The sequence below is a fragment of the Bartonella sp. B1099 genome (genome assembly GCF_944801835.1).
Classification (GTDB): Bacteria; Pseudomonadota; Alphaproteobacteria; order Rhizobiales; family Rhizobiaceae; genus Bartonella.
The window spans coordinates 370,314-391,347 of record NZ_CALYLN010000002.1 but is presented as its reverse complement, the minus strand read 5'-3'; the positions used below and the strand labels follow the sequence as shown (position 1 = coordinate 391,347).

The window sequence follows — 21,034 nt, the reverse complement described above, 5'->3', positions numbered from 1 at the left end:
ATTTTTGATAGAAATTAATAACATCTTGAAAAATATTGTTAAATTTCTCCTTTGTTATGGGCGAGAAATTAGCATTCTGGTGTATTTTTCGATATAAACAAAATGAAATGATTCTTTTTTGAAAGTTTTTAAATTGTGACCGATCTTACTCCACAGCTAGAACGTGATGTGCTAACCGGTATTGAACCAATCAGCATTATTGATGAAATGCAACGCTCTTATCTCGATTATGCGATGAGCGTTATTGTTTCGCGTGCACTCCCTGATGTCCGTGATGGTCTTAAACCTGTTCATCGACGTATCCTTCATGCCATGAATGAAATGGGACTTGTTTTTAATAAACCGTATCGTAAATCTGCTGGTGTTGTTGGGGAGGTTATGGGAAAATTCCATCCCCATGGTGATGCTTCAATCTATGATGCTTTGGTGCGTATGGCGCAGGACTTCTCTTTGAGAAATCCATTGATTGATGGTCAGGGGAATTTCGGTTCTGTTGATGGTGATCCGCCTGCGGCAATGCGCTATACGGAGTGTCGTTTAGAAAAGGTTTCAGAAGCGCTTTTAGCTGATATTGATAAAGATACTGTTGATTTTCAGGATAATTATGATGGGCGTGAACGTGAACCGGTTGTTTTACCAGCGCGTTTCCCTAATCTTTTGGTTAACGGCTCAGGGGGGATTGCTGTGGGAATGGCAACCAATATTCCGCCCCATAATCTTGGTGAAGTTGTTGATGGTTGTATCGCTTTAATTGATAATCCTAGTATTACACTCGATCAAATCATTGAAATTATTCCTGGTCCAGACTTTCCTACAGGGGGGATTATTCTGGGCCATTCTGGTGTCCGTTCAGCTTATGAGACAGGGCGTGGCTCAATTATTATGCGTGCTAAAGTTGAAATTGAAGAAATTCGCAGTGGTCGACAGGCAATCATTGTGAGTGAGATTCCTTATCAGGTTAATAAGGCAACGATGATTGAGAAAATGGCGGAATTAGTGCGTGATAAACGCATTGAGGGAATCTCTGATTTGCGTGACGAATCTGATCGTGATGGCTATCGTGTCGTTATTGAGTTGAAAAAAGATGTTGTTGCGGAAGTTGTTTTAAACCAATTATATCGTTATACGCCGCTGCAAACTTCTTTTGGTTGTAATATGGTTGCGTTGAACGGGGGAAAACCTGAACAAATGACGTTGCTTGATATGCTTCGTGCATTTGTTAATTTTCGGGAAGAGGTTGTTAGTCGGCGAACAAAATATCTTTTGCGTAAAGCCCGTGAGCGGGCCCATGTTTTGGTTGGTCTTGCCCTTGCTGTTGCCAATATTGATGAAATCATAGCCCTTATTCGCAAAGCGCCTGATCCGCAAACAGCACGTACACAGTTAATGGAGCGACGCTGGCCAGCGGTGGATGTTGCACCTTTAATTAAACTTATTGATGATCCCCGTCATATTATTCATGAGGATGGTACTTATAATCTCTCTGAAGAACAGGCGCGTGCTATTTTAGAATTGCGTTTGCAACGGTTGACAGCCCTTGGACGTGATGAAATCGCCGATGAATTGAATAAAATTGGCGTGGATATTGCTGATTATCTTGATATTTTGGCATCGCGTGTACGCATTATGGGTATTGTTAAAGATGAGTTGACTGCTCTTCGTGAGGAATTTGCAACGCCGCGACGGAGCGTATTTGGTTTTGGTCGCGCTGAGATGGAGAGTGAAGATCTGATCGCACCAGAGGATATGGTGGTAACGGTGAGCCATAGTGGCTATATTAAGCGCGTTCCTCTTAATACCTATCGTGCACAGCGTCGTGGTGGTAAGGGACGTTCTGGGATGTCTACAAAAGATGAGGATTTTGTTACGCGTTTGTTTGTCGCCAATACGCATACTCCGGTTCTTTTCTTTTCATCACGGGGGATTGTTTATAAGGAAAAAGTTTGGCGACTGCCTCTGGGTACACCGCAATCGCGCGGACGGGCTTTGATCAATATGCTTCCCTTACAACAAGGCGAACGCATTACAACGATTATGCCTTTGCCAGAAGATGAAGCAAGTTGGAGTGCATTGGATATCATGTTTGCGACAACACGTGGAACTGTGCGTCGTAATAAGTTATCAGATTTCGTTCAGGTTAATCGTAATGGTAAAATTGCCATGAAACTTGATGAAGAAGATGAAATTCTTTCTGTTGAGACCTGTACAGAATACGATGATGTGGTTCTCACAACAGCGAATGGACAATGTATCCGTTTTCCAGTGGTAGGTGTTCGTGTTTTTGTAGGGCGTAATTCTGTAGGGGTTCGTGGTATCAATTTAGCTCAAGGCGATAAAGTCATTTCGATGACAATCTTAGAGCATGTTGAGGCCACGTCCATTGAGCGTTCTGCTTACATTAAACGTGTGATGAATGAACGGCGTGCTGATGGTGCAGATGCTGATGTTGAAGATATTGTTACGCTTGATGAGGAAGATGGGGGCGCTGAAACAGAGTTAACAGATGAGCGTTATGCAGAACTTCATGCACGTGAACAAATGCTTTTAACCGTGAGTGAATTTGGTTATGGCAAACGCTCTTCTTCCTATGAATTCCGGATTTCGGGACGTGGTGGAAAAGGGATTCGTGCAACAGATCCATCTAAAACAGCTGAAATTGGTAAATTAGTAGCGGCTTTCCCCGTGAAGGCACAAGATCAAATTATGTTGGTATCAGATGGGGGACAGCTTATTCGCGTCCCTGTTGAGGGAATTCGTACGGCTGGGCGTTCAACGAAGGGGGTGACAATTTTTAATACAGCTGAAGGTGAAAGAGTCGTATCGGTTGAGCGTATTTCTGAACCTGAAGATGATACGCGTTCATTAGAGGATGAAGGTGAGAAGCATTCTGATACAGTTGATATGAGCGAAGAAAAGTAATTTTGAAGAGGGTGGAGTACAATCATGAAAATTGCTTTTTATCCAGGTTCCTTTGATCCTCTTACAAACGGTCATCTTGATGTTTTGAAAGGGTGTTTTGTGTTAGCTGATAAGGTGATCGTTGCTATAGGTATACAGGCAGACAAAAAAGCACTCTTTAGCTTTGAAGAACGCGTTGGTTTTATTACGCAGGTAGGGAAAGATTTGTTGGGGGTGGATTCTGATCGGTTGCAGGTTCTTTCATTTGATAACCTTCTCATTGAGAAGGCGCGTGAAGTTGGTGCTTCATTTCTCATTCGTGGGGTGCGTGATGGTACTGATCTTGATTATGAAATGCAAATGGCTGGGATGAATGCTATTATGGCTCCTGAATTGCAAACTGTTTTTTTGCCAGCAAGCGTTTGTGGACGTGCAATAACATCTACATTGGTCCGTCAAATTGCCTCTATGGGAGGGGATGTGACACCATTTGTGCCGCCCAATATTGCACAAGCTTTACGTTCGAAATTCCAGTCTTTATAGGGGGGAATAATTGTGTTTCGTAGAATTCTTGTTGTTTTAATATGTGTTTTTTGTTTTTTTTCATTGCGCGCTGTTGCTGATAATTTCAGCTCAGTAAGCACAACAAGTGATGCAAGACTGCTTGTTTTATCTCTCAAAGGCGGTGATGTTATTATTCGTCTGCGTTCTGATTTGGCACCAAAACATGTTGCGCAAATCAAAAAACTAACAGAAGAGGGAGCTTATAATAATGTTGTGTTTCATCGCGTTATTCCTGGCTTTATGGCACAAACTGGTGATGTAAAGTTTGGAAAAAAAGGCAGTAGAGATTTTGATCTGAAACGCGTTGGTATGGGAGGTTCAAGTTATCCCAATATACCAGCAGAGTTTTCAAAGCAGTCGTTTAAGCGCGGTACTGTTGGGATGGCACGTTCACAAGATCCGGATTCCGCGAATTCTCAATTCTTCATTTGTTTTGATGATGCTCCTTTTTTGAATGGTCAGTATACGATTGTTGGAGAAGTCATAAAGGGGATGGATGTTGTTGATAACATTAAAAAAGGCACCGCAAGTAATAATGGGTCTGTAACAAATCCTGATGTTATTAATGCTGCTACTTTACAAATTGAAAGATAAATCAAAGGAGTTTTCATATGGCTGAGAATAAAAATCCAGAGAATATCTTAATTCTTGAAACGACGAAGGGCAGAGTTGTTATTGAACTTTTTGCTGATTTAGCGCCTGGCCATGTTGCACGTATTAAAGAACTTGTTCGTGAAGCCGCTTATGATAATGTTATTTTTCATCGCGTTATTGATGGTTTTATGGCGCAGACTGGTGATGTGCAATTTGGAAAGAAGGATGGTGAAAAATTTAATTTATCACGTGCGGGGACGGGTGGTTCAGAAAAACCAGATTTAACGGCAGAGTTTTCAAATCTTTCTCATAAGCGTGGTACAGTTTCTATGGCACGGAGTCAGAATCCAAATTCCGCTAATTCGCAGTTTTTTATTTGTTTTGCAGATGCTCCGTGGCTTGATCGTCAATATTCCATATGGGGGCAGGTGGTTGAAGGTATGGAAAATGTTGATAAAATTAAGCGCGGTGAACCTGTTATCGATCCTGATGTAATTACCAAAGCTGTTATTGCTGCGGATGCAAAGTAGTATAGATTATACTGATTTCAATTGTAAATTTCTGGGAGAAAAATATTCTTTTCTGATCAATAAAGGTATACGAAACTACTTTTGTAGTATCATACTTTCCTTTCATATTTTTGAGCTAGAATTCTCTATTATTCCCTTCAATTTGATTTTCAAGAATATGTTAAGGGTTTGTACGGAAAGCGGCTAGGATAAAAAAACGAAAAGCCAGTTGTGTTAGGGGGAGTGTTTTGCAAAGTGTTTTATAAAAATGCCGGCACTTCTCTTCGATTCATTGCTGGTCTCTTAGTGGTTTTGTTCCTTTCTTGAAAAGAATGTGCTTTTGTTGCTGCTTGTATATTAACATCCAATCCTAATGCAGCAGCATGTTTGAAACACATATTGAGGTAGGTAAGAGCCTGTCTGTTCCAATCTTCATAGGCAAGGTGAAAGCGCGAGCGTATTGTGTATATTCTTATTGGTATAATCTCTAAAACAGGAAGGTTATCTAATTTGGGAAGAATATAAAGACGTAAAGGTGAACACAAAAAGTTGATCTTGTCATCTCCTTTTTAATTCAGATTTATTTTTTTCAAAATCATTTAAAGCAATATCTTTTAGATGACAGAGATTATGCATGCTTTACACTTTTGTTTTGCTCGTTCTTTTATGGAGGAATACTTTAAATGAAATATACTTGTGTTGCATATTTATGCGTTTGTTTTAAAGAAACATCTCTTAGCACATCTAAGTCCATTTCGTGGATAATCTAACGGTAAGGTCACTATGAGTCATATAAAACTTATTGAGTAGCACTATCTTGATGCTTAATAGCTTAATAAAAGAGCAAGCTGGCACTATCACACACTTTGCCAGTTCCTAATGTTGCAACTCAAGTTCTTGGCACTTGAAGAGCATTCACAAGAGTCATTTTTAGTCTTTTATTGTATAGTTTCACTACTACAGGGCCTAGTTTCTTGCAATGTATAAGTAAGTGATTAATTCAATATAGTTTAGGTTTGGAATGAGACAATTTTACGCTATTGGGCTCTCTCATTCAATATACAAAAAGTGAATTATCTCTATAAATCAATCTGTTGCACAATAGATGAAAAAATTTATTTTTCAAATTGAAGCATATCGGAAGCGAATGTGTACAAAATTCTTGCTTATGAAAGGACGTAAAGACGAGATTATTGAGATAATAATTTCACAGTTCTATTTTAAGGCTTTGGTGTGTTAAGCATCGATATTTTGAGGTGTGATATTTTTGTTATTTTCTGGAGCTAGGTTATTTCTTTAATTATAGTGGTTTCTTGATAGTAAATGTTCTTTTATCTCGTTTATCTTTTTATACTGGTTTGAGTGAATCAAAAATTAATTCATAAAATTTATGGCAATGCTTGTAAGGAAGATATCTTTTTTCTTTCTATAGAAGTATGCATTGATGGAATCAAATCGAAGAAGATAACAGTGATGATAAAAACATTTCATTATAGAAAAATTGCTCAAGATGGATGTGCACGTCGAGGTGAAATTATTACCGGACGTGGGTGTGTTCGCACACCTGCTTTTATGCCTGTGGGGACGGCAGGAACCATTAAGGCTATGTATATGGATCAAATACGTGATCTTGGGGCGGATATTATTTTGGGGAATACTTATCATTTAATGTTGCGTCCAGGCGCTGAACGAGTTGCCCGTTTGGGAGGATTACATAAATTTTCACGCTGGAATGGACCTATTTTAACCGATTCTGGTGGTTTTCAGGTTATGTCATTGGCGGGCATCCGTAAAATTAACGAACAAGGTGTGATTTTTCGCTCTTACATTAATGGAGCCTACTATGAAATGAGTCCAGAGCGTTCTATCGAAATTCAAGGACTTCTTGATGCAGATATCCAGATGCAGTTGGATCAATGTATTGCATTACCGGCCACTGAAAAAGAGATGGAAGAAGCTATGGAACTTTCATTGCGGTGGGCACAACGTTGTAAAACAGCTTTTGGGGAACAGCCAGATAAAGCATTGTTTGGGATTGTTCAAGGGGGTGATAATATGAAACTGCGTGAACGTTCTGCTCAAGCATTAAAAGAAATGGATTTAAAAGGTTACGCGATTGGAGGGCTTGCTGTTGGTGAGCCACAGAGTGTTATGACAGCAGTATTGGATATTACTTGTCCGATTTTGCCAGAGGATAAACCACGCTATCTTATGGGAGTGGGGACACCTGATGATATTTTACAAAGTGTTGCGCGTGGTATTGATATGTTTGATTGCGTTATGCCAACGCGTGCAGGACGCCATGGTTTAGCTTTTACGCGCTTTGGTAGAATTAATTTACGCAATGCGCGTTATGCAGAAGATCCCCATCCTCTTGATCCACTGTCACTTTGTCCGGCAGCAAATGATTATAGTTGTGCTTATTTGCATCATTTGATCAAATCTGGTGAATCTCTAGGGGGGATGTTGTTGACTTGGAATAATCTTTTTTATTACCAACAATTGATGCAAGGAATTCGTGATGCCATTGAAGAAGGCTGTTATGCTGATTTCTGTGCTGAAACACGTGCTCTATGGGCACAAGGGCGCTAACACATTCATCTCATATAGCATTTTATTTTTTACTTATAAATTTTACTAAAAAAATGAAATTAGAAATACCTTCCAAAAATATAGAATTGCACTATCTTAAAACGTAAAGGTGCTATTTTATGAGGCACATATTTTTTTATAATTATCATACAAAACAGAAACTGTTACTCCGGTACGCGCTACCTGATCCGGAGAAAAACAGTTTATTTCTGTTTCTGATGACTGTCTAAAACAACAATGTTAATGAGGCGTTAGCGAACTCTTAAAGAAGTATGAAAATTGTATTTTTATGAGTTCTTTTGTGTTTTTTTATTGATTAAGGTAAAGAATATGTTACATGCAGCAGAACAGATAAACTCTTAGAAAATTAAAATAATAACAAAGTAATATTATAATCTTTAAAATTTATAGTTTTAAAGATTATGTTTTTATTATTTTTATATGTTAGTATAATTACTATTTACAATATAATTATACTTTTTTAAAGATCTTCCATTAAAGAATTCTACTAAAAATTTCATAAAATGCTTATATATCAAAATGTTTCTAAAACTTTATTGGGGACGATTTGGCATGCATGTAACAATGTTTTGAATTTTTATTTTTACGTATTACAGATATCTACAGCAAAAACGCTTATCCAGAAGTGATGATATGATGGATTCTCATAAACAAAACATTTTTGCATTGGAGATTGATTCGAAAATACGATGTTTAGCAATTTTAGCCCTTGCGGTGGGGAGTTTTTCTATTGGGACCGCAGAGTTTGTTGCAATGGGGCTTCTGCCAGAAATGGCACGAAGTTCATCTGTTGATATTCCTACTGCGGGTCAATATATTTCTGCTTATGCATTAGGGGTTGTGATTGGAGCCCCTCTTTTGGCTGTAGCGACAGCTCAATTTTCACGCAAAACTGTTTTGATAGGGTTGATGTTTTTTTATGCCTTAGCAAATATTGCGAGTGCTTTTTTTTCTGATTTTAGTATATTAGTCGCATTACGCTTTCTCAGTGGTCTTCCCCATGGAATCTATTTTGGACTTGCAGCTATGGTTGCCTCTTCAATGGTGGAAATGAATGAACGTTCTAAAGCTGTTGGGTATGTTATGCTTGGCTTAACCATTGCAACCGTTTTAGGAGCACCAAGTGCAACTTGGATTGGTCAATTTATTGGTTGGCAGATTGCTTTCATCCTTGTGGGTATGATTGCCTTATTGTGTTGTTTGCTTATTTGGAATTTTTTGCCTTGCGATTCAAGGATCCAAAGAACGAGCCCTTTACGTGAAATGAGTGCATTAAAGCAAAAGCAGGTGTGGCTTCTTTTGACAATGGTTTCGGTGGGAGCGTCAGGATTATTTTCTGTTTTCACTTATATTAAGTCAACATTAATGCATATTTCTGGTGTGCCGCTTGAGTGGATACCCTTTATCATGCCCTTAGTTGGATTGGGGATGGTGGGTGGAAATCTCTTGGGGCCTAAACTGGCTGTTAAAATAGGCATTTCACCGATGATATTTTTTTCTATGCTTTGGAGCGTATTTGTTTTTTTTCTTTTTTTCTTTTTATCCTGTGCTCCATTAACAGCTGCAATAGGATGCTTTTTTATTGGAACTTCTTTTGCGGCTATGCCTTCTATACAAACAAAAATTATGGATGTTGCACTACAGGGACAGATTTTGGCAGGAGCATTAATGCAGTCTGCTTTTAATATTGCCAACGCTCTTGGTGCAGAATCTGGAGCATTGGTTTTAAAATTAGGCTATAGTTATGAATATACAGCTGTTTTAGGGGGTATTCTAACTTTTTGCGGATTAATAGTTTTTTGCGTCTCATGGTTTATGGAGAAGCGTACTTAATATTGTTCTTTTTTGAGTGGAGAGAGAATTTTTATATTTATTTTTAGTTATTATTGGGATGTCCTATTGGATTTTTTAATATGCAGTAGGAAATGCGCAGCGCTAATGGAATAGCAAAACAAAATAAAAGCCCCATAAGCACGATCAGAAGCGTTTTTGCTGCTAAGATCATTCCTATTTTCCCTCCAGGATTTAAAAGGCCAGCAAGATTAGTGATGACTCCCGCTAGAGTTGCACTTAAGGCCGCTGAAAATAGTTGTACAGAGGTAAGGGATTCACTTGCACGCAGAGCATCTTCATCATTTACACATTGTAAGATCCTTGTGAGCAAATGTGGCCATGCTATGCCTGCACTTATTCCAATAGAAAATAGTGCTAAGCAAATAATAAAAATATATTCAAGTGTGGAAACTTCTGTTGGAATAAGCCATAAAAGAATGGTGATGCCTAACAGTTTTAATAAGGGGGAGTATACAATGATGTTGCAAATTTTCCTTGCGGATATACCAGCACTTGAGAGCGCTCCGCATGTCCACCCTAGGCTCATGAGTGCCGCTATATAACCAGCAATAAGTGGAGCTTGCCCATGAAGCTCTTGAAGAAAAAGCGGAAAATAAAGTTCTATACTGTATACGACTGTTGTCATAACGAGGATCAATGCGTAAACAGGAAAAATTTCAGAAGAAAAAGAAAAGGATTTGCGCGGCAACATAGGATGAAGGGACGATGTCTCGATTTTTGCTAGAACAAAGAGAAGACTAAGTCCGATAACGAGTCCGCAGATTTTTGCCATTGTCGACTCCATAGCTCCTCCAACCGAAATGATAAAAATCAATAAGGTGAGTGTGAAAAGCTGAAGAAGAGGGAGAGGGGATGTTGGAATATCATTTTCATTCTTTTTTGGTAAAAATTTAAAGGCGATGAGTGAGAAAAATATAGCGAATACACCAATGATCCAAAAGGATGCTCGCCATAGGCCATAATATACAGAAAGCCCCCCGATCGCTGGTCCTAACAAGGTTGATATTCCCCACATCCCAGAGATAACACTTAATGCGTGTGACCATAAAGATGGGCTGAAAACAATACGTACCATGGAATAAGATAGGGATAACAAAGAACCACTTCCAAATCCTTGAATAAAGCGTCCTATTAAAAATAATGGCATAGATGAAGAAATGCTGCACAGAAAAGTCCCTAGGGTAAAGATAAGTCCAGAGATAACATAAGCGTTACGAGGACCTAATTTTCCTAATATTTTTGTTGCAAGGGAAGTTCCTACGAGAGAAGCTGTAATGAAGACAGTCGCCACCCAAGAATAATATATTTCATTGCCAATATGATTCATAAGAGAGGGTAAAATAGTAATAACAATATAAACGTTGGTGGCGTGTAACACAACTCCGCCTGTAAACGTTAAAAAGCAAAGACCATTTTTACCCAATAAAAGCGTAGACCAGCTTTGTTTTATCACTGTTTTTGCTATTTAATAAAAGTTTATTCTCTTTTTACTTATAAGGTAGTTCTTTAAATTTTCCAAGAAAAATTCAAAGCTCTCAATAGAGCTTTGAATTTTAATTAAATTATTGCTTAATTGCTCATTGCTTTTTTGAGATTTTCATCAATTTTATCGAGAAAACCTGTTGTAGAAAGCCATTTTTGTTTAGGTCCAATCAAAAGTGCGAGATCTTTCGTCATAAAACCTTCTTCAACGGTTTTAATACAAACTTCTTCCAATGTGGTGGTAAAATTTTTTAATTTTTCATTGTTATCTAGTTTGGCGCGGTGCGCTAGTCCCCGGGTCCATGCAAAAATAGATGCAATAGAATTTGTTGATGTTTCTTCATTTTTTTGATGTTGACGATAATGGCGTGTTACGGTGCCGTGTGCGGCCTCTGCTTCAACGATTTTACCGTCCGGTGTCATGAGAACGGAAGTCATAAGACCAAGAGAACCAAAGCCTTGGGCAACAATATCAGATTGAACATCACCATCATAGTTTTTACATGCCCATACGTATCCACCAGACCACTTTAATGCAGAAGCTACCATATCATCAATGAGACGGTGTTCGTAATATAATTGGCGGTTTTCAAATTCTTCTTTAAATTCCGTATTAAATATTTCTTGAAAGATATCTTTAAAACGACCATCGTAAGTTTTTAGAATGGTATTTTTGGTTGAAAGATAAACCGGAACATTCCGCTGTAGTCCATAATTAAAAGATGCGCGGGCAAAATCACGAATTGACTCATCAAGGTTATACATCGCCATGGCAACCCCTGCGCTTGGGGCATCAAAAACATCATGCTCAATAACTTGATTATCATCGCCGACAAATTTAATACTTAATTTCCCTTTGCCTGGAAATTTAAAATCTGTTGCTTTATACTGATCACCGAAAGCGTGACGTCCGATAATAATTGGCTTTGTCCAGTTAGGAACAAGGCGAGGGACATTTTTACAGATAATGGGTTCGCGAAAAATGACTCCTCCTAAAATATTGCGGATAGTACCATTGGGTGATTTCCACATTTTTTTTAGGTTAAATTCTTTGACACGTGCTTCATCAGGTGTGATGGTTGCACATTTTATACCAACACCATATTTCTTGATAGCATTGGCAGAATCAATCGTTACCTGATCATTGGTTGCATCACGGTTTTCGACGGAAAGATCATAATATTTGAGATCAATGTCGAGATAGGGATGGATTAATTTATCTTTGATATATTTCCAGATGATACGAGTCATTTCATCCCCATCGAGTTCAACAACGGGGTTTTCTACTTTGATCTTTGCCATTAGAAGTCCTTTTTCTTTTAAGTGATATTACTTTATAGCACTTTCAGGTTTATAATGGAAAGTAAAAAGGGCAAGTAAATATGGGGGTTAGAATATATGATCAATAGAGTGTAAACTTTTATTGAAGAGTTCAATTTTTGAAAAGAAGTGATGTGTTTGCAAACCTATCATCATTGTGTAACTGATAAAAAGTCTAATTAATCAATAAATTAAGGATATCTCTGGGGAATAGGGAGATGCATTTTTATTATCAAATTTTCTATTTAACGATTTGATAAGTTGATTGTATTCTCAGTGATGGTTTTCCGAGTTTTTTGCGTGAGTAAGCATCTATTTTTATATCGCCATTTGATCTAAAATTACGGCCTGTTTGTTTATAGAAAATTTAATGTGATATAAAGCCCTGTAATGAGGAATGATTCATCTAAAATGCGTTTTTAGTAGTCAATTTCAGTTTTGAAAGTTAAAAGAAATGCATAAAGGGTGTGGCTGGTTTTAATTCAAAAATTAACATCATACGTATGAATAGGCTTATAAAGCACCCTCTCATGAGAGAAAGCTCTCTTTCTCCAACTTATATTTTATTACTATTAAGACCTACATTAGAGTGCTTTTTCTGAAAAGAAACAAAAAATGCATCACAAGGTAACTTTTGCACCTTTTTTACGAAAAGACTCCTTTAAAAGCCTATTTCTTCATTTTCATTTATGATCCCTCATGTTTAAAAACATAAGTAAAATGAATATCTTATATAGAAGAAAAAGAAGAATGGTACGCCCAAGGGGAATCGAACCCCTGTTTCCGCCGTGAAAGGGCGATGTCCTAACCGCTAGACGATGGGCGCAAACCAATGATGAGGCTTATAGAGAGGATCTTTTTACTTCGCAAGCCCTCTGGGGCATTTTTTTTGAAAAAAGTGTGTTTTATTGAATAATTTTTTATGTGACTTTTGTTTGGATCGTTTTATTTTCTAAGTTTTGTTGTAGAAAAAATACAGAGTTATCATGATGGATAGAAAATTTTATTGCGAACATCATATTAAGTGAATAATATTTGTTGTTTATTTTCAGTTTGAGGCATAGATAAAAATGATCATAACAGCATTTTAAAGATATTTATTTTTGCATATTTTATTCATCTTTGTTTCATGCTTGTACATGTGAATATTCCGTGACTTGCTTGAGAGAGCTTTGATACAGAAAGCTGTTTATTTGAGCTTATCATAAAGAAAAACCATATAATTTATGAAGGAGAAAGCCAATATTTATGAGCAAGTTAATAAATATACGAATCACATAAAAAGTCTTTTGAAGCATAAGCTGTAGACGCCATTCAATTTCACAAAAAGAAAATCTGTATGATAAAATGGAAAATATTGAGGAAAGTTCTACAAAATATCCTAAAAATTATTTTTTATCAAACTTACTTTTGCACGACTGTAAAAAATTTAAATGCTTTTTATTTGTTCTCTTACATCTTTAGAAAGTTCTTTATTTGAAAATGAATTAGCACAGATAAAGAGTTTATTGAGGTTCTTGTTATTTCAATTCGTTCGTTTTTCAAAAGAGTGCCAATAAGTTGAGATAAAATATTTCAAATTTTGCAAATTTATTCTCCATATTTATAATATTTCAGAATTATGCTGTACACACATGAGTTTTTGCTTTTTACTTTAATGTAAGGTTCTGTTTTGATATAGGAGAGCGTTAAGATTTTTGTATTAAAGAACGAGTTTAAGCTATATAATGGTAGGAAAGAATGTGGTATTATTTACTCATCTGCTTTATTTTTTCCATTTTCTTTACGTATCATATGAAAGAATGTTTTTTGTTTAATACTTGTTGATTTAGAAGAGTTGTGTTTTTGTTTTCTTACTAAGTTTTCAGTATTCTTTTGCTTGTTATTGATTGTTTTTTGAGAGATTTTTTCTATCCTTTGTTGATAGAGTTGAGTTTTTATGAGAAGGTTTTTGCCTATTTAAAAATAAGGAAATTTTTAAAGGAAACTTGCATTTATCCGTTTTGTAGATTTTCATTTTGAATTAAATTTTTTATAAAGGTTATGAAATCTTTGAAAAAATAAATAAAAGAAAATAAATATTTGTATTTTTAGGAATTTTGATTGAACAAGCGGGGATAATTCTATTAGAAAAAAAGAGAGTGAAGGGAGCAGAGGATTTCTTTTGTCCGGAGGGGTATCAGTATTCTTTGTGTCGATAGGCACGTCCTTTAAATGATTTTTCAATAAAGATAGGGATCAGTGGTTAGATAATGGCAGAAGCTTTAAAAGTTGGCGTTGCAGGACTTGGTACGGTTGGTACTTCAGTTGTTCGAGCTCTATGTGAAAAAGCGAATAGTTTAGCTTGTCAATGTGGGCGATCCATCAAAGTCGTTGCTGTTAGTGCACGCGATAAAGGCCGTGACCGTGGAATTGATCTCAGTAATATAAGATGGTTTGATTCACCTGTGGAGATGGCTGCCTTTGATGAGATTGATGTTTTTGTTGAGTTAATTGGTGGGGAATTGGATATTGTATATACTGCTGTTAAGAGGGCGCTTGAGGCAGGACATCATGTTGTGACAGCCAATAAAGCTCTTCTTGCTCGACATGGAGTCGAACTGGCTATAATTGCAGAACAAAAAGGTGTTTTTCTTCATTTTGAAGCAGCTGTCGCAGGGGGAATTCCTCTTATTAAAGCGATGAGAGAATCACTTGTCGGTAATCAAATATCGCGGATTTATGGTATTCTCAATGGAACTTGTAATTATATATTAACACGCATGTTTACAGAAGGTCTTTCATTCAGAGAGTGTTTAGCAGATGCACAAAGACTAGGTTATGCTGAAGCAGATCCAACTTTTGATATTCAAGGAAATGATACGGCTCATAAATTAGCTTTGTTGACAAGTTTGGCATTTGGAACAGCTGTTTCGTTAGATGATGTTTATGTTGAAGGAATTCATAATATTTCGCAAATTGATATTCGGGCGGCTGATGAATTGGGGTATCGTATTAAGCTTTTAGGGGTTGCATTAAAAACGGATTCAGGGATAGAGCAACGCGTTCATCCAACAATGGTCCCAACATCTTCAATGATTGCACAGATCAATGGTGTAACCAATGCCCTTTCTATTCAAAGTGATTTATTGGGTGAATTACTGTTTTCTGGTCCTGGTGCTGGAGGAATGGCAACAGCATCAGCTGTTATTGGTGATTTGGCTGATATAGCAAAAGCAAGTTCTGGTTTTCAGTATGCACCTGTTTTAAGACGTCCAGCATTAGAACTTTCTCCTCATAAAAAAGCACGTATTTCAAATCATGCAGGGGGCTATTTTATACGTTTAAATGTTCATGATCGTGCTGGTGTTTTTGCCGCGGTTGCAAGGCATATGGCTGATAATCATATTTCGTTAGAGTCGATTGTTCAAAGACCTTTTGTAGAAAATCAGGTTGAAAAAACGATTATTTTAATCACGCATGAAACAACAGAAGTGAATGTACGACAGGCTCTTGCAGAAATTGAAAAAGATGGACATCTTATTGCAAAATCTCAATTCATTCGTATTGAACGTATGGCAGAGAATTGATAACTTATCTTGATTTGACAAGTTGGAATACTTTTATCTCTTGTGGAAAGTTTTCATCTTTGCCAAAAGCTTTACTTTTAGAGCTTAATAGGGCTCATATTTTTCTGGTATTTATTCGGTAGGATTTTTTCACATGCCCACAACTCAGAAGACTTTAAATGGACTTGATCGTATTTTGACACTTGAATTGGTACGTGTCACTGAACGTGCTGCTGTTGCTGCTGCGCGCTGGCGTGGACGTGGTGATGAAAAGGCTGCGGACCAAGCTGCTGTAGATGCAATGCGGCAGGAACTTAATCGATTGCCTATTGAGGGTACAGTGGTGATTGGTGAAGGTGAGCGGGATGAAGCGCCTATGCTTTATATTGGAGAAAAAGTAGGTCTTCAAAATGGACTGGCGATCGATATTGCACTTGATCCACTGGAAGGGACAACACTTTGTGCTAAAAATCTTGCCAATTCTTTGGCGGTGGTTGCCATTGCTGAAAAGGGTAACCTCCTTTATGCCCCTGATGTTTATATGAACAAAATTGCTATTGGTCCTGGTTATCCAAAGGGGGTGGTGGATATAGATGCTTGTCCTATCGATAATATTCATGCTCTTGCAAAGGCTAAAGGAGTGGCTGTTAATCAGATTACTGTTTGTATTATGGATAGACCTCGTCATGAAAAATTGATTGATCAAGTGCGAGCGACAGGGGCATCGATTCGCTTGATTGGTGATGGAGATGTCGCTGCTGTTATTGATACAACTGATCCAGAAGAAACAGGTATTGATCTCTATATGGGAATTGGTGGAGCTCCAGAGGGTGTTTTAGCGTCTGCTGCTTTACGCTGCATTGGAGGACAGATGCAAGGTCGTTTGTTGCTTGATACAGAAGAAAAAATTGCTCGTGCAGCCAAAATGGGGATTAGTGATCCCAATAAGGTTTATACAATGGAAGAAATGGCAAAGGGTGATGTTTTGTTCTCAGCGACAGGGGTGACAGATGGTAATATGCTTTCTGGTGTTAAATTCACGCCTCGCTACATTCAAACAGAAACTCTTGTCATGCGTTCCCATACGGGGACAGTTCGTAATATTAAAGCACAGCATAGAGATCACTCGAAATTTGATTAAATATTTTCTTTTTTGTCATCCTTAAAGAAATAGAGAGATTATTTTGAGTGTGTAACTTCCATGAAAGTCGATATGCCTTCATGGAAGCGTTTATAGATATGAGAATATCGTCTTATTATGAGAGCTGGACAGAATAAACCCAGCCATTTTTATCTTCTGTATTCCCTTTTTGAAGATCAACCAATTGTGTGCGAAGTTGTTTTGTGACTTCTCCAATTGTTTCATTTCCAATAGTAAATTCTCCGCCTTTATATCTAAAACGGCCGATTGATGTGACAACGGCAGCTGTACCACAAGCAAAAACTTCTTTAAGGTGTCCACTCTTTGCATCTTCTTGAAGCGATGCAAAAGGATAAGAACGCTCTTCTATCTTTAACCCCATTTGTTGAGCCAACTGTAAAATTGAATGACGTGTTATTCCCGGAAGAATCGTTCCATTAAGGGGAGGGGTTACGAGTGTATTATTGTCCATAATAAAGCAGACATTCATACCGCCAAGTTCTTCAATCCATGTATGTTCAACCATATCAAGGAAGAGCACTTGGCTACAATTGTTTTCAATTGCACTTTTTTGTGCAAGTAAGCTGGCTGCATAGTTTCCACCACATTTGGCAGCACCTGTCCCTCCTGGACCAGCACGACTATACTCTGTTTCAATCCAGACGCTGACAGGTTTTTCCTCTCCTTTAAAATAGGATTCAACTGGAGAGGCTATGATACAAAAAAGATATTCTTGAGAAGGACGAACACCCAAAAAGTTTTCATTACCAAACATAAATGGACGAATATAGAGACTGGCGTTAGGATGATCCGAAACCCATTTTTGATCAGTTTTTACTAATTGATGAACGGCATCTAGAAAAATATCTTTTGGTAATTCTGGCATGGCTAACCGTTTTGCTGACTCTATAAACCTTTGTGCATTGGCATCAGGACGGAAAAGCAAGATGCGTCCATCTTTTGCGCGATATGCTTTTAAACCCTCAAAAATTTCCTGTCCATAATGCAAAACGGTACTTGCGGGGTTAATTTCTAAAGTTTTGTATTGAGAAATAACGGCGTTATGCCAGCCTTTGTCTTCCGTCCATTGAATAGTGCACATATGGTCTGTAAAGAATTGACCAAAACCAGGATTTTTTAGAATTTCTTCACGTTTTTCTTCTGACAGAGGTGATGGGTGCTTTTCTATTTTAAAGGGAAGTGACGATAGGGGAGATTTCATAAGAAAAACCTTTTGAGAATGTTTTATTTTTTATTAATAAAAATAATAAGATATTTTGACATAACTCTATTATTAGCAAATCCTTTGTGTCAATGTTTTATTGTAGAACTCAAAGAGTTTTATTATAGAACTCAAAGGCTGTGGTCGATATTTTCATTCTATTCTCAGCTCTTTTTTCCATCTTTATGAAGGTATCTGGAACCTTTATCTCTCTTTATCGTTTTCTCAAAATAAGTATCTGAATAATTTCATATATGCATATTTTCTAGAAATTTAAAGGTAAGGGAATCGAGAAAAGGAAATCCACTATGATTGATAAAAATTATCACACATATGAAGAACGTATTGCTGAAGAAAAAAAAGATCATGAACAGCGTGTTTCAATTGCTAAAGGTATTTTTGCTATTCTTCTCGCGCTGTTTATTATTTGGTTTATTTTTGGTTTTTTAGGATCTTTTTTTGCAAAATCTCCTGAACATAGTTCACATTATAATACTCTAGAAACAAACCAGAGCATAACAACGCCCCAAAAAGATTTAAATTCATCCCCTCCTGTACCTTATACCAATAAGAGTACGCAGTGATTTTTTTGTAAACATAATCTTTTAAATAAAGTGAAAACTGACGCAGATTAAAAAATAAAGTTAGCGTAAATACATAAGCGAAAAAGATTGAGATGATTTTAATTTCTGAAGTTTTTGATAAATCATAGAGATAAACCATGAAACGGTTTTAATAACCGTTACATGGTTAGTCTTTAACGTGTGATGAAGCAACTTCCACCAGAATTTTTAATAGTTTCACAAAGGATTATGGCTTCATTACGGTTCTGCGTTTGAATACGAACACGGTAATATGTTCCTTTTTCTGGTATAAAAGCCGGCTGAATATTTAAAGGACGGGACCCGATAATGAATCCATATTTGGATTTCATCTTTTTCAAAGAATCTCTCGCTAATTCATGTGTTGGTTGAGAGGAAAGTTGCACATAATAACCCTCTGAATTTTGGGGTGAAACTCTGTTTGGTGATGTGGGACGAGTGGCGGCGTGCGTTTCAACTTCTGCATTTCTCTCTGCATGAGATGGAATTGGGATAAATTTTTCTTCAATACTCGCATTAGAAGTATTCTCAGCGATTATTTTATCAATATTATTTTTGAGAGCATAATCACTTTCTTGGTCATTTTTATCGGAATTATGCGACGAAATAACGGACGAATCTTGAATTTCGTCAGGAATTTGATCAATGGATTGTGTAGATTGAGCAGCCGTTTTGCTCTCTGTTGGATGCACAGGAGCGAGTGTTATTGTACCATCTTGATTGACAATAACGGTTTGTACTTCTCGTGTTGGAATAGTATGATTGATAGCTTCAGTGACTGCATCTTCAACATCAGATTCAGTCGAAGAAGATGATGAAACGTTTGGAGACTCTTCTGGATTTAATCCCTCTAAGTTATCAGGTTGTTCAGAGCTATCAATAAGAAATTGTTGTGTATTTTCTTGTTTGTCATTTTGTCTAGTTGTTTGTTGGTAGACATCTAGATTATGGGCAACATCATTTTTCGTTTCAATTGTTTCTGGTTTGAATTTAAAAGGTGTATTATCAGCGTGGATAATGACCCTTTCTTCATTTTTCTGTGATGGCATGAAAAAATAAGAATAACCAGCAAATCCAATGGCTACTAAAATAATAAGAAAAATACCTTTGATGAAAACTTTCCCCAAAACAGAACTTTTAAAGGGAGGAGGCGCTGAGGGAGGCGTAGGGATTCCATCTGAGCTTGTGTATGGTGAATTCTCACTCAAAGAGGGAGAATTATATTCCATATTGCCAGCAGAAAAATAGTCGGCATTTTGTTCTTTAGAGTTTATATAAACCCCTTCTTTTGAATTTTGCATAGTTTGATGAAAAATTTCAGTGAAAGCTTTATTTTTCTGTTGTTTTTGAGAAAAATTATCTGTTGGAACATTTCCTACATTGAGTACATCTGCAAATTCTTCTTCCAAACCACCTGCTGGTACATCATATTCTGGAGCTTCATACGGGACTTCTGGAACCATAATAGGACCAGTTTTTTCTACAATTTCTTCTGAAAATTTATAAGTATCAACATTGGGAGGGGGCGTATCTCTGTGTGTATAATTATGGGCAAAAAAACTCTCTGTTTGTTTTGTATTAAGAGGTTTTGGTGAGGAAAGAAACGTATCTAAATTATTTTGGTTATATGAAATTTCTCTGTTTGGGTTAGAGACATTTTCAGGCTTATTGATGTATTGGGTTTGAGCCTCATTATATGTTGGAACTTTTTCACTATAAGTTTCTTGTTGTGAGGGATTTTCTTCAAAAAAATAGGGATAATTGGTTGTATGATCTTCTTGTGAAGCTCTCTCTAAATAAGATTGTTGGTCAACGTGTGTAGAATCCAAAGGAGAGGAGAAGTCATTTGTTGTTTGATTTCTTGGCGTGTTTTGTTTTTCCGACACAAGGTTGGAAGATGAGAAAAACTCATTTGCTTTTGAAGAAGAGGAGACATCCATATAATCTTCTTTGGTCCAATTTTCTTGGTTTGCTGAAATTTTATAGGGATGGTTTATGGAAGGATCATAGAAGTTTTGATTATCATCATAAGTTTTTTGTATATTTGAAGTCTTAGGTTGTTGTGAGGTTGTTTGTGAAAAACGATTGGTTCTTTCAACAGTTTCTGTCTCATCTCTTTTGTTTTCGCGCTTTTCAGATTCATTAAAAAAGAATTTTTCTGATTCTGATTGTGAGATAAAATTCCTTTTTTCAAAAAAAGGATTATCACTTGTTGCTGTCTTTTTCTGTTGAGACAATTGATTCTTTTGGATTGGTAATGGAGAAAGCGCGTCTAAAATTTGTTCTTCATCATGACTGATCGGTGAAGAATATTTTTCTTCAGATAAATTATTTTTTTTTGAATGGTTGAAAGAACCAGTTTGTGCAATATCTGAGGCTGTTGCGTTGCTGGTTGCATGCAAGTTCCATTGCTTTTTTTGATCATCAAAGGTTGAGTCGTGTGTTAAATTGTTTTCAAGTTCTTCTTCTAAGAAGGACAAATCGAAATCATCAGGGGATGATGTTTTGGAATGAGATGTCGAGCGATCTGTCTCTAAAGAAGAGTGCTCATTTTGGTTTCCGTTTTGTTTGGTCGGATTAAAAATGCGCGTAAGTTTTTCTAAAGGATCATGATGTTCATGATCGTGGTTTGTTTCGTGCGGATTTTTGCGATCGTTATCGCTCATGGCTTTTCTCACATAATGATT

General features: G+C 37.0%; 14 protein-coding genes and 1 tRNA gene. 9 read left to right on the top strand and 6 right to left on the bottom strand.

From position 1 onward, the window contains the following. Window positions 1-135: 135 nt before the first annotated feature. From gyrA to NNJ73_RS08100, 4 genes are read left to right on the top strand one after another with little or no spacing between them, the layout of a single operon-like run. Window positions 136-2,919: a DNA gyrase subunit A gene (gene gyrA / locus NNJ73_RS08115; protein WP_254493612.1), complete on the top strand. Its 2,784-nt coding sequence runs from the start codon at window positions 136-138 to the stop codon at window positions 2,917-2,919. Window positions 2,920-2,943: 24 nt separating this feature from the next. Further along, window positions 2,944-3,441: a pantetheine-phosphate adenylyltransferase gene (coaD, locus tag NNJ73_RS08110; RefSeq protein WP_254493611.1), complete on the top strand. Its 498-nt coding sequence runs from the start codon at window positions 2,944-2,946 to the stop codon at window positions 3,439-3,441. Window positions 3,442-3,453: 12 nt separating this feature from the next. Beyond that, entirely contained in the window at window positions 3,454-4,056 is a 603-nt protein-coding gene (locus NNJ73_RS08105) for a peptidylprolyl isomerase (RefSeq protein ID WP_254493610.1), read from the top strand. A 17-nt stretch (window positions 4,057-4,073) separates the two neighbouring features. Further along, window positions 4,074-4,586 (top strand): peptidylprolyl isomerase, encoded by a 513-nt coding sequence (locus NNJ73_RS08100; protein WP_254493609.1) that lies wholly within the window; start codon window positions 4,074-4,076, stop codon window positions 4,584-4,586. A 239-nt stretch (window positions 4,587-4,825) separates the two neighbouring features. Here the strand turns inward: NNJ73_RS08100 and NNJ73_RS08095 are convergent, their stop codons facing one another. Then, window positions 4,826-5,110: a hypothetical protein gene (locus NNJ73_RS08095; protein ID WP_254493608.1), complete on the bottom strand. Its 285-nt coding sequence runs from the start codon at window positions 5,108-5,110 to the stop codon at window positions 4,826-4,828. Window positions 5,111-6,038: 928 nt separating this feature from the next. Here NNJ73_RS08095 and tgt point away from each other — a divergent pair. Beyond that, window positions 6,039-7,157, top strand: coding sequence for a tRNA guanosine(34) transglycosylase Tgt (tgt, locus tag NNJ73_RS08090; protein WP_254493699.1), 1,119 nt, complete (start codon window positions 6,039-6,041; stop codon window positions 7,155-7,157). 654 nt (window positions 7,158-7,811) lie between these two features. Next, window positions 7,812-9,011, top strand: coding sequence for an MFS transporter (locus NNJ73_RS08085; RefSeq protein WP_254493607.1), 1,200 nt, complete (start codon window positions 7,812-7,814; stop codon window positions 9,009-9,011). 43 nt (window positions 9,012-9,054) lie between these two features. Here NNJ73_RS08085 and NNJ73_RS08080 read toward each other — a convergent pair whose 3' ends face one another. From NNJ73_RS08080 to NNJ73_RS08070, 3 genes are all read right to left on the bottom strand, one after another. Further along, window positions 9,055-10,485, bottom strand: coding sequence for an MFS transporter (locus NNJ73_RS08080; RefSeq protein ID WP_254493606.1), 1,431 nt, complete (start codon window positions 10,483-10,485; stop codon window positions 9,055-9,057). A gap of 116 nt (window positions 10,486-10,601) precedes the next feature. Further along, on the bottom strand, window positions 10,602-11,816 hold the full coding sequence (locus NNJ73_RS08075; protein WP_254493605.1) for an NADP-dependent isocitrate dehydrogenase: 1,215 nt from the start codon (window positions 11,814-11,816) through the stop codon (window positions 10,602-10,604). A 769-nt stretch (window positions 11,817-12,585) separates the two neighbouring features. Continuing rightward, window positions 12,586-12,660, bottom strand: a tRNA-Glu gene (locus NNJ73_RS08070). A 1,426-nt stretch (window positions 12,661-14,086) separates the two neighbouring features. On the opposite strand from NNJ73_RS08070, the gene NNJ73_RS08065 reads away from it, so the two are divergent. Together NNJ73_RS08065 and glpX are read left to right on the top strand one after the other, a co-directional pair. Continuing rightward, window positions 14,087-15,403 (top strand): homoserine dehydrogenase, encoded by a 1,317-nt coding sequence (locus NNJ73_RS08065; protein ID WP_254493604.1) that lies wholly within the window; start codon window positions 14,087-14,089, stop codon window positions 15,401-15,403. Window positions 15,404-15,536: 133 nt separating this feature from the next. Beyond that, the gene (glpX, locus tag NNJ73_RS08060; protein WP_254493603.1) at window positions 15,537-16,523 is read left to right on the top strand and encodes a class II fructose-bisphosphatase; all 987 of its coding nucleotides are present in this window, start codon (window positions 15,537-15,539) and stop codon (window positions 16,521-16,523) included. Window positions 16,524-16,638: 115 nt separating this feature from the next. Here the strand turns inward: glpX and NNJ73_RS08055 are convergent, their stop codons facing one another. Then, a complete protein-coding gene (locus NNJ73_RS08055) occupies window positions 16,639-17,745 on the bottom strand; it encodes a branched-chain amino acid aminotransferase (RefSeq protein ID WP_254493602.1) in 1,107 nt (368 codons plus the stop codon). Window positions 17,746-18,053: 308 nt separating this feature from the next. Here NNJ73_RS08055 and NNJ73_RS08050 point away from each other — a divergent pair, with 308 nt between their 5' ends. Then, on the top strand, window positions 18,054-18,329 hold the full coding sequence (locus NNJ73_RS08050; protein ID WP_254493601.1) for a hypothetical protein: 276 nt from the start codon (window positions 18,054-18,056) through the stop codon (window positions 18,327-18,329). 173 nt (window positions 18,330-18,502) lie between these two features. Here NNJ73_RS08050 and NNJ73_RS08045 read toward each other — a convergent pair whose 3' ends face one another. Further along, window positions 18,503-21,013 carry an SPOR domain-containing protein gene (locus tag NNJ73_RS08045; protein WP_254493600.1) on the bottom strand — a complete coding sequence of 837 codons (2,511 nt, stop codon included), beginning with the start codon at window positions 21,011-21,013 and terminating at the stop codon, window positions 18,503-18,505. Window positions 21,014-21,034: the final 21 nt, after the last annotated feature.

Excerpts from the sequence above, each read along its gene's own strand:
- coaD (WP_254493611.1), top strand. The coding sequence starts at position 2,944 with ATGAAAATTGCTTTTTATCCAGGTTCCTTTGATCCTCTTACAAACGGT.
- NNJ73_RS08100 (WP_254493609.1), top strand. The coding sequence starts at position 4,074 with ATGGCTGAGAATAAAAATCCAGAGAATATCTTAATTCTTGAAACGACG.
- tgt (WP_254493699.1), top strand. The coding sequence starts at position 6,039 with ATGATAAAAACATTTCATTATAGAAAAATTGCTCAAGATGGATGTGCA.
- NNJ73_RS08085 (WP_254493607.1), top strand. The coding sequence starts at position 7,812 with ATGATGGATTCTCATAAACAAAACATTTTTGCATTGGAGATTGATTCG.
- NNJ73_RS08075 (WP_254493605.1), bottom strand. The coding sequence starts at position 11,816 with ATGGCAAAGATCAAAGTAGAAAACCCCGTTGTTGAACTCGATGGGGAT.
- NNJ73_RS08065 (WP_254493604.1), top strand. The coding sequence starts at position 14,087 with ATGGCAGAAGCTTTAAAAGTTGGCGTTGCAGGACTTGGTACGGTTGGT.
- glpX (WP_254493603.1), top strand. The coding sequence starts at position 15,537 with ATGCCCACAACTCAGAAGACTTTAAATGGACTTGATCGTATTTTGACA.
- NNJ73_RS08055 (WP_254493602.1), bottom strand. The coding sequence starts at position 17,745 with ATGAAATCTCCCCTATCGTCACTTCCCTTTAAAATAGAAAAGCACCCA.
- NNJ73_RS08050 (WP_254493601.1), top strand. The coding sequence starts at position 18,054 with ATGATTGATAAAAATTATCACACATATGAAGAACGTATTGCTGAAGAA.
- NNJ73_RS08045 (WP_254493600.1), bottom strand. The coding sequence starts at position 21,013 with ATGAGCGATAACGATCGCAAAAATCCGCACGAAACAAACCACGATCAT.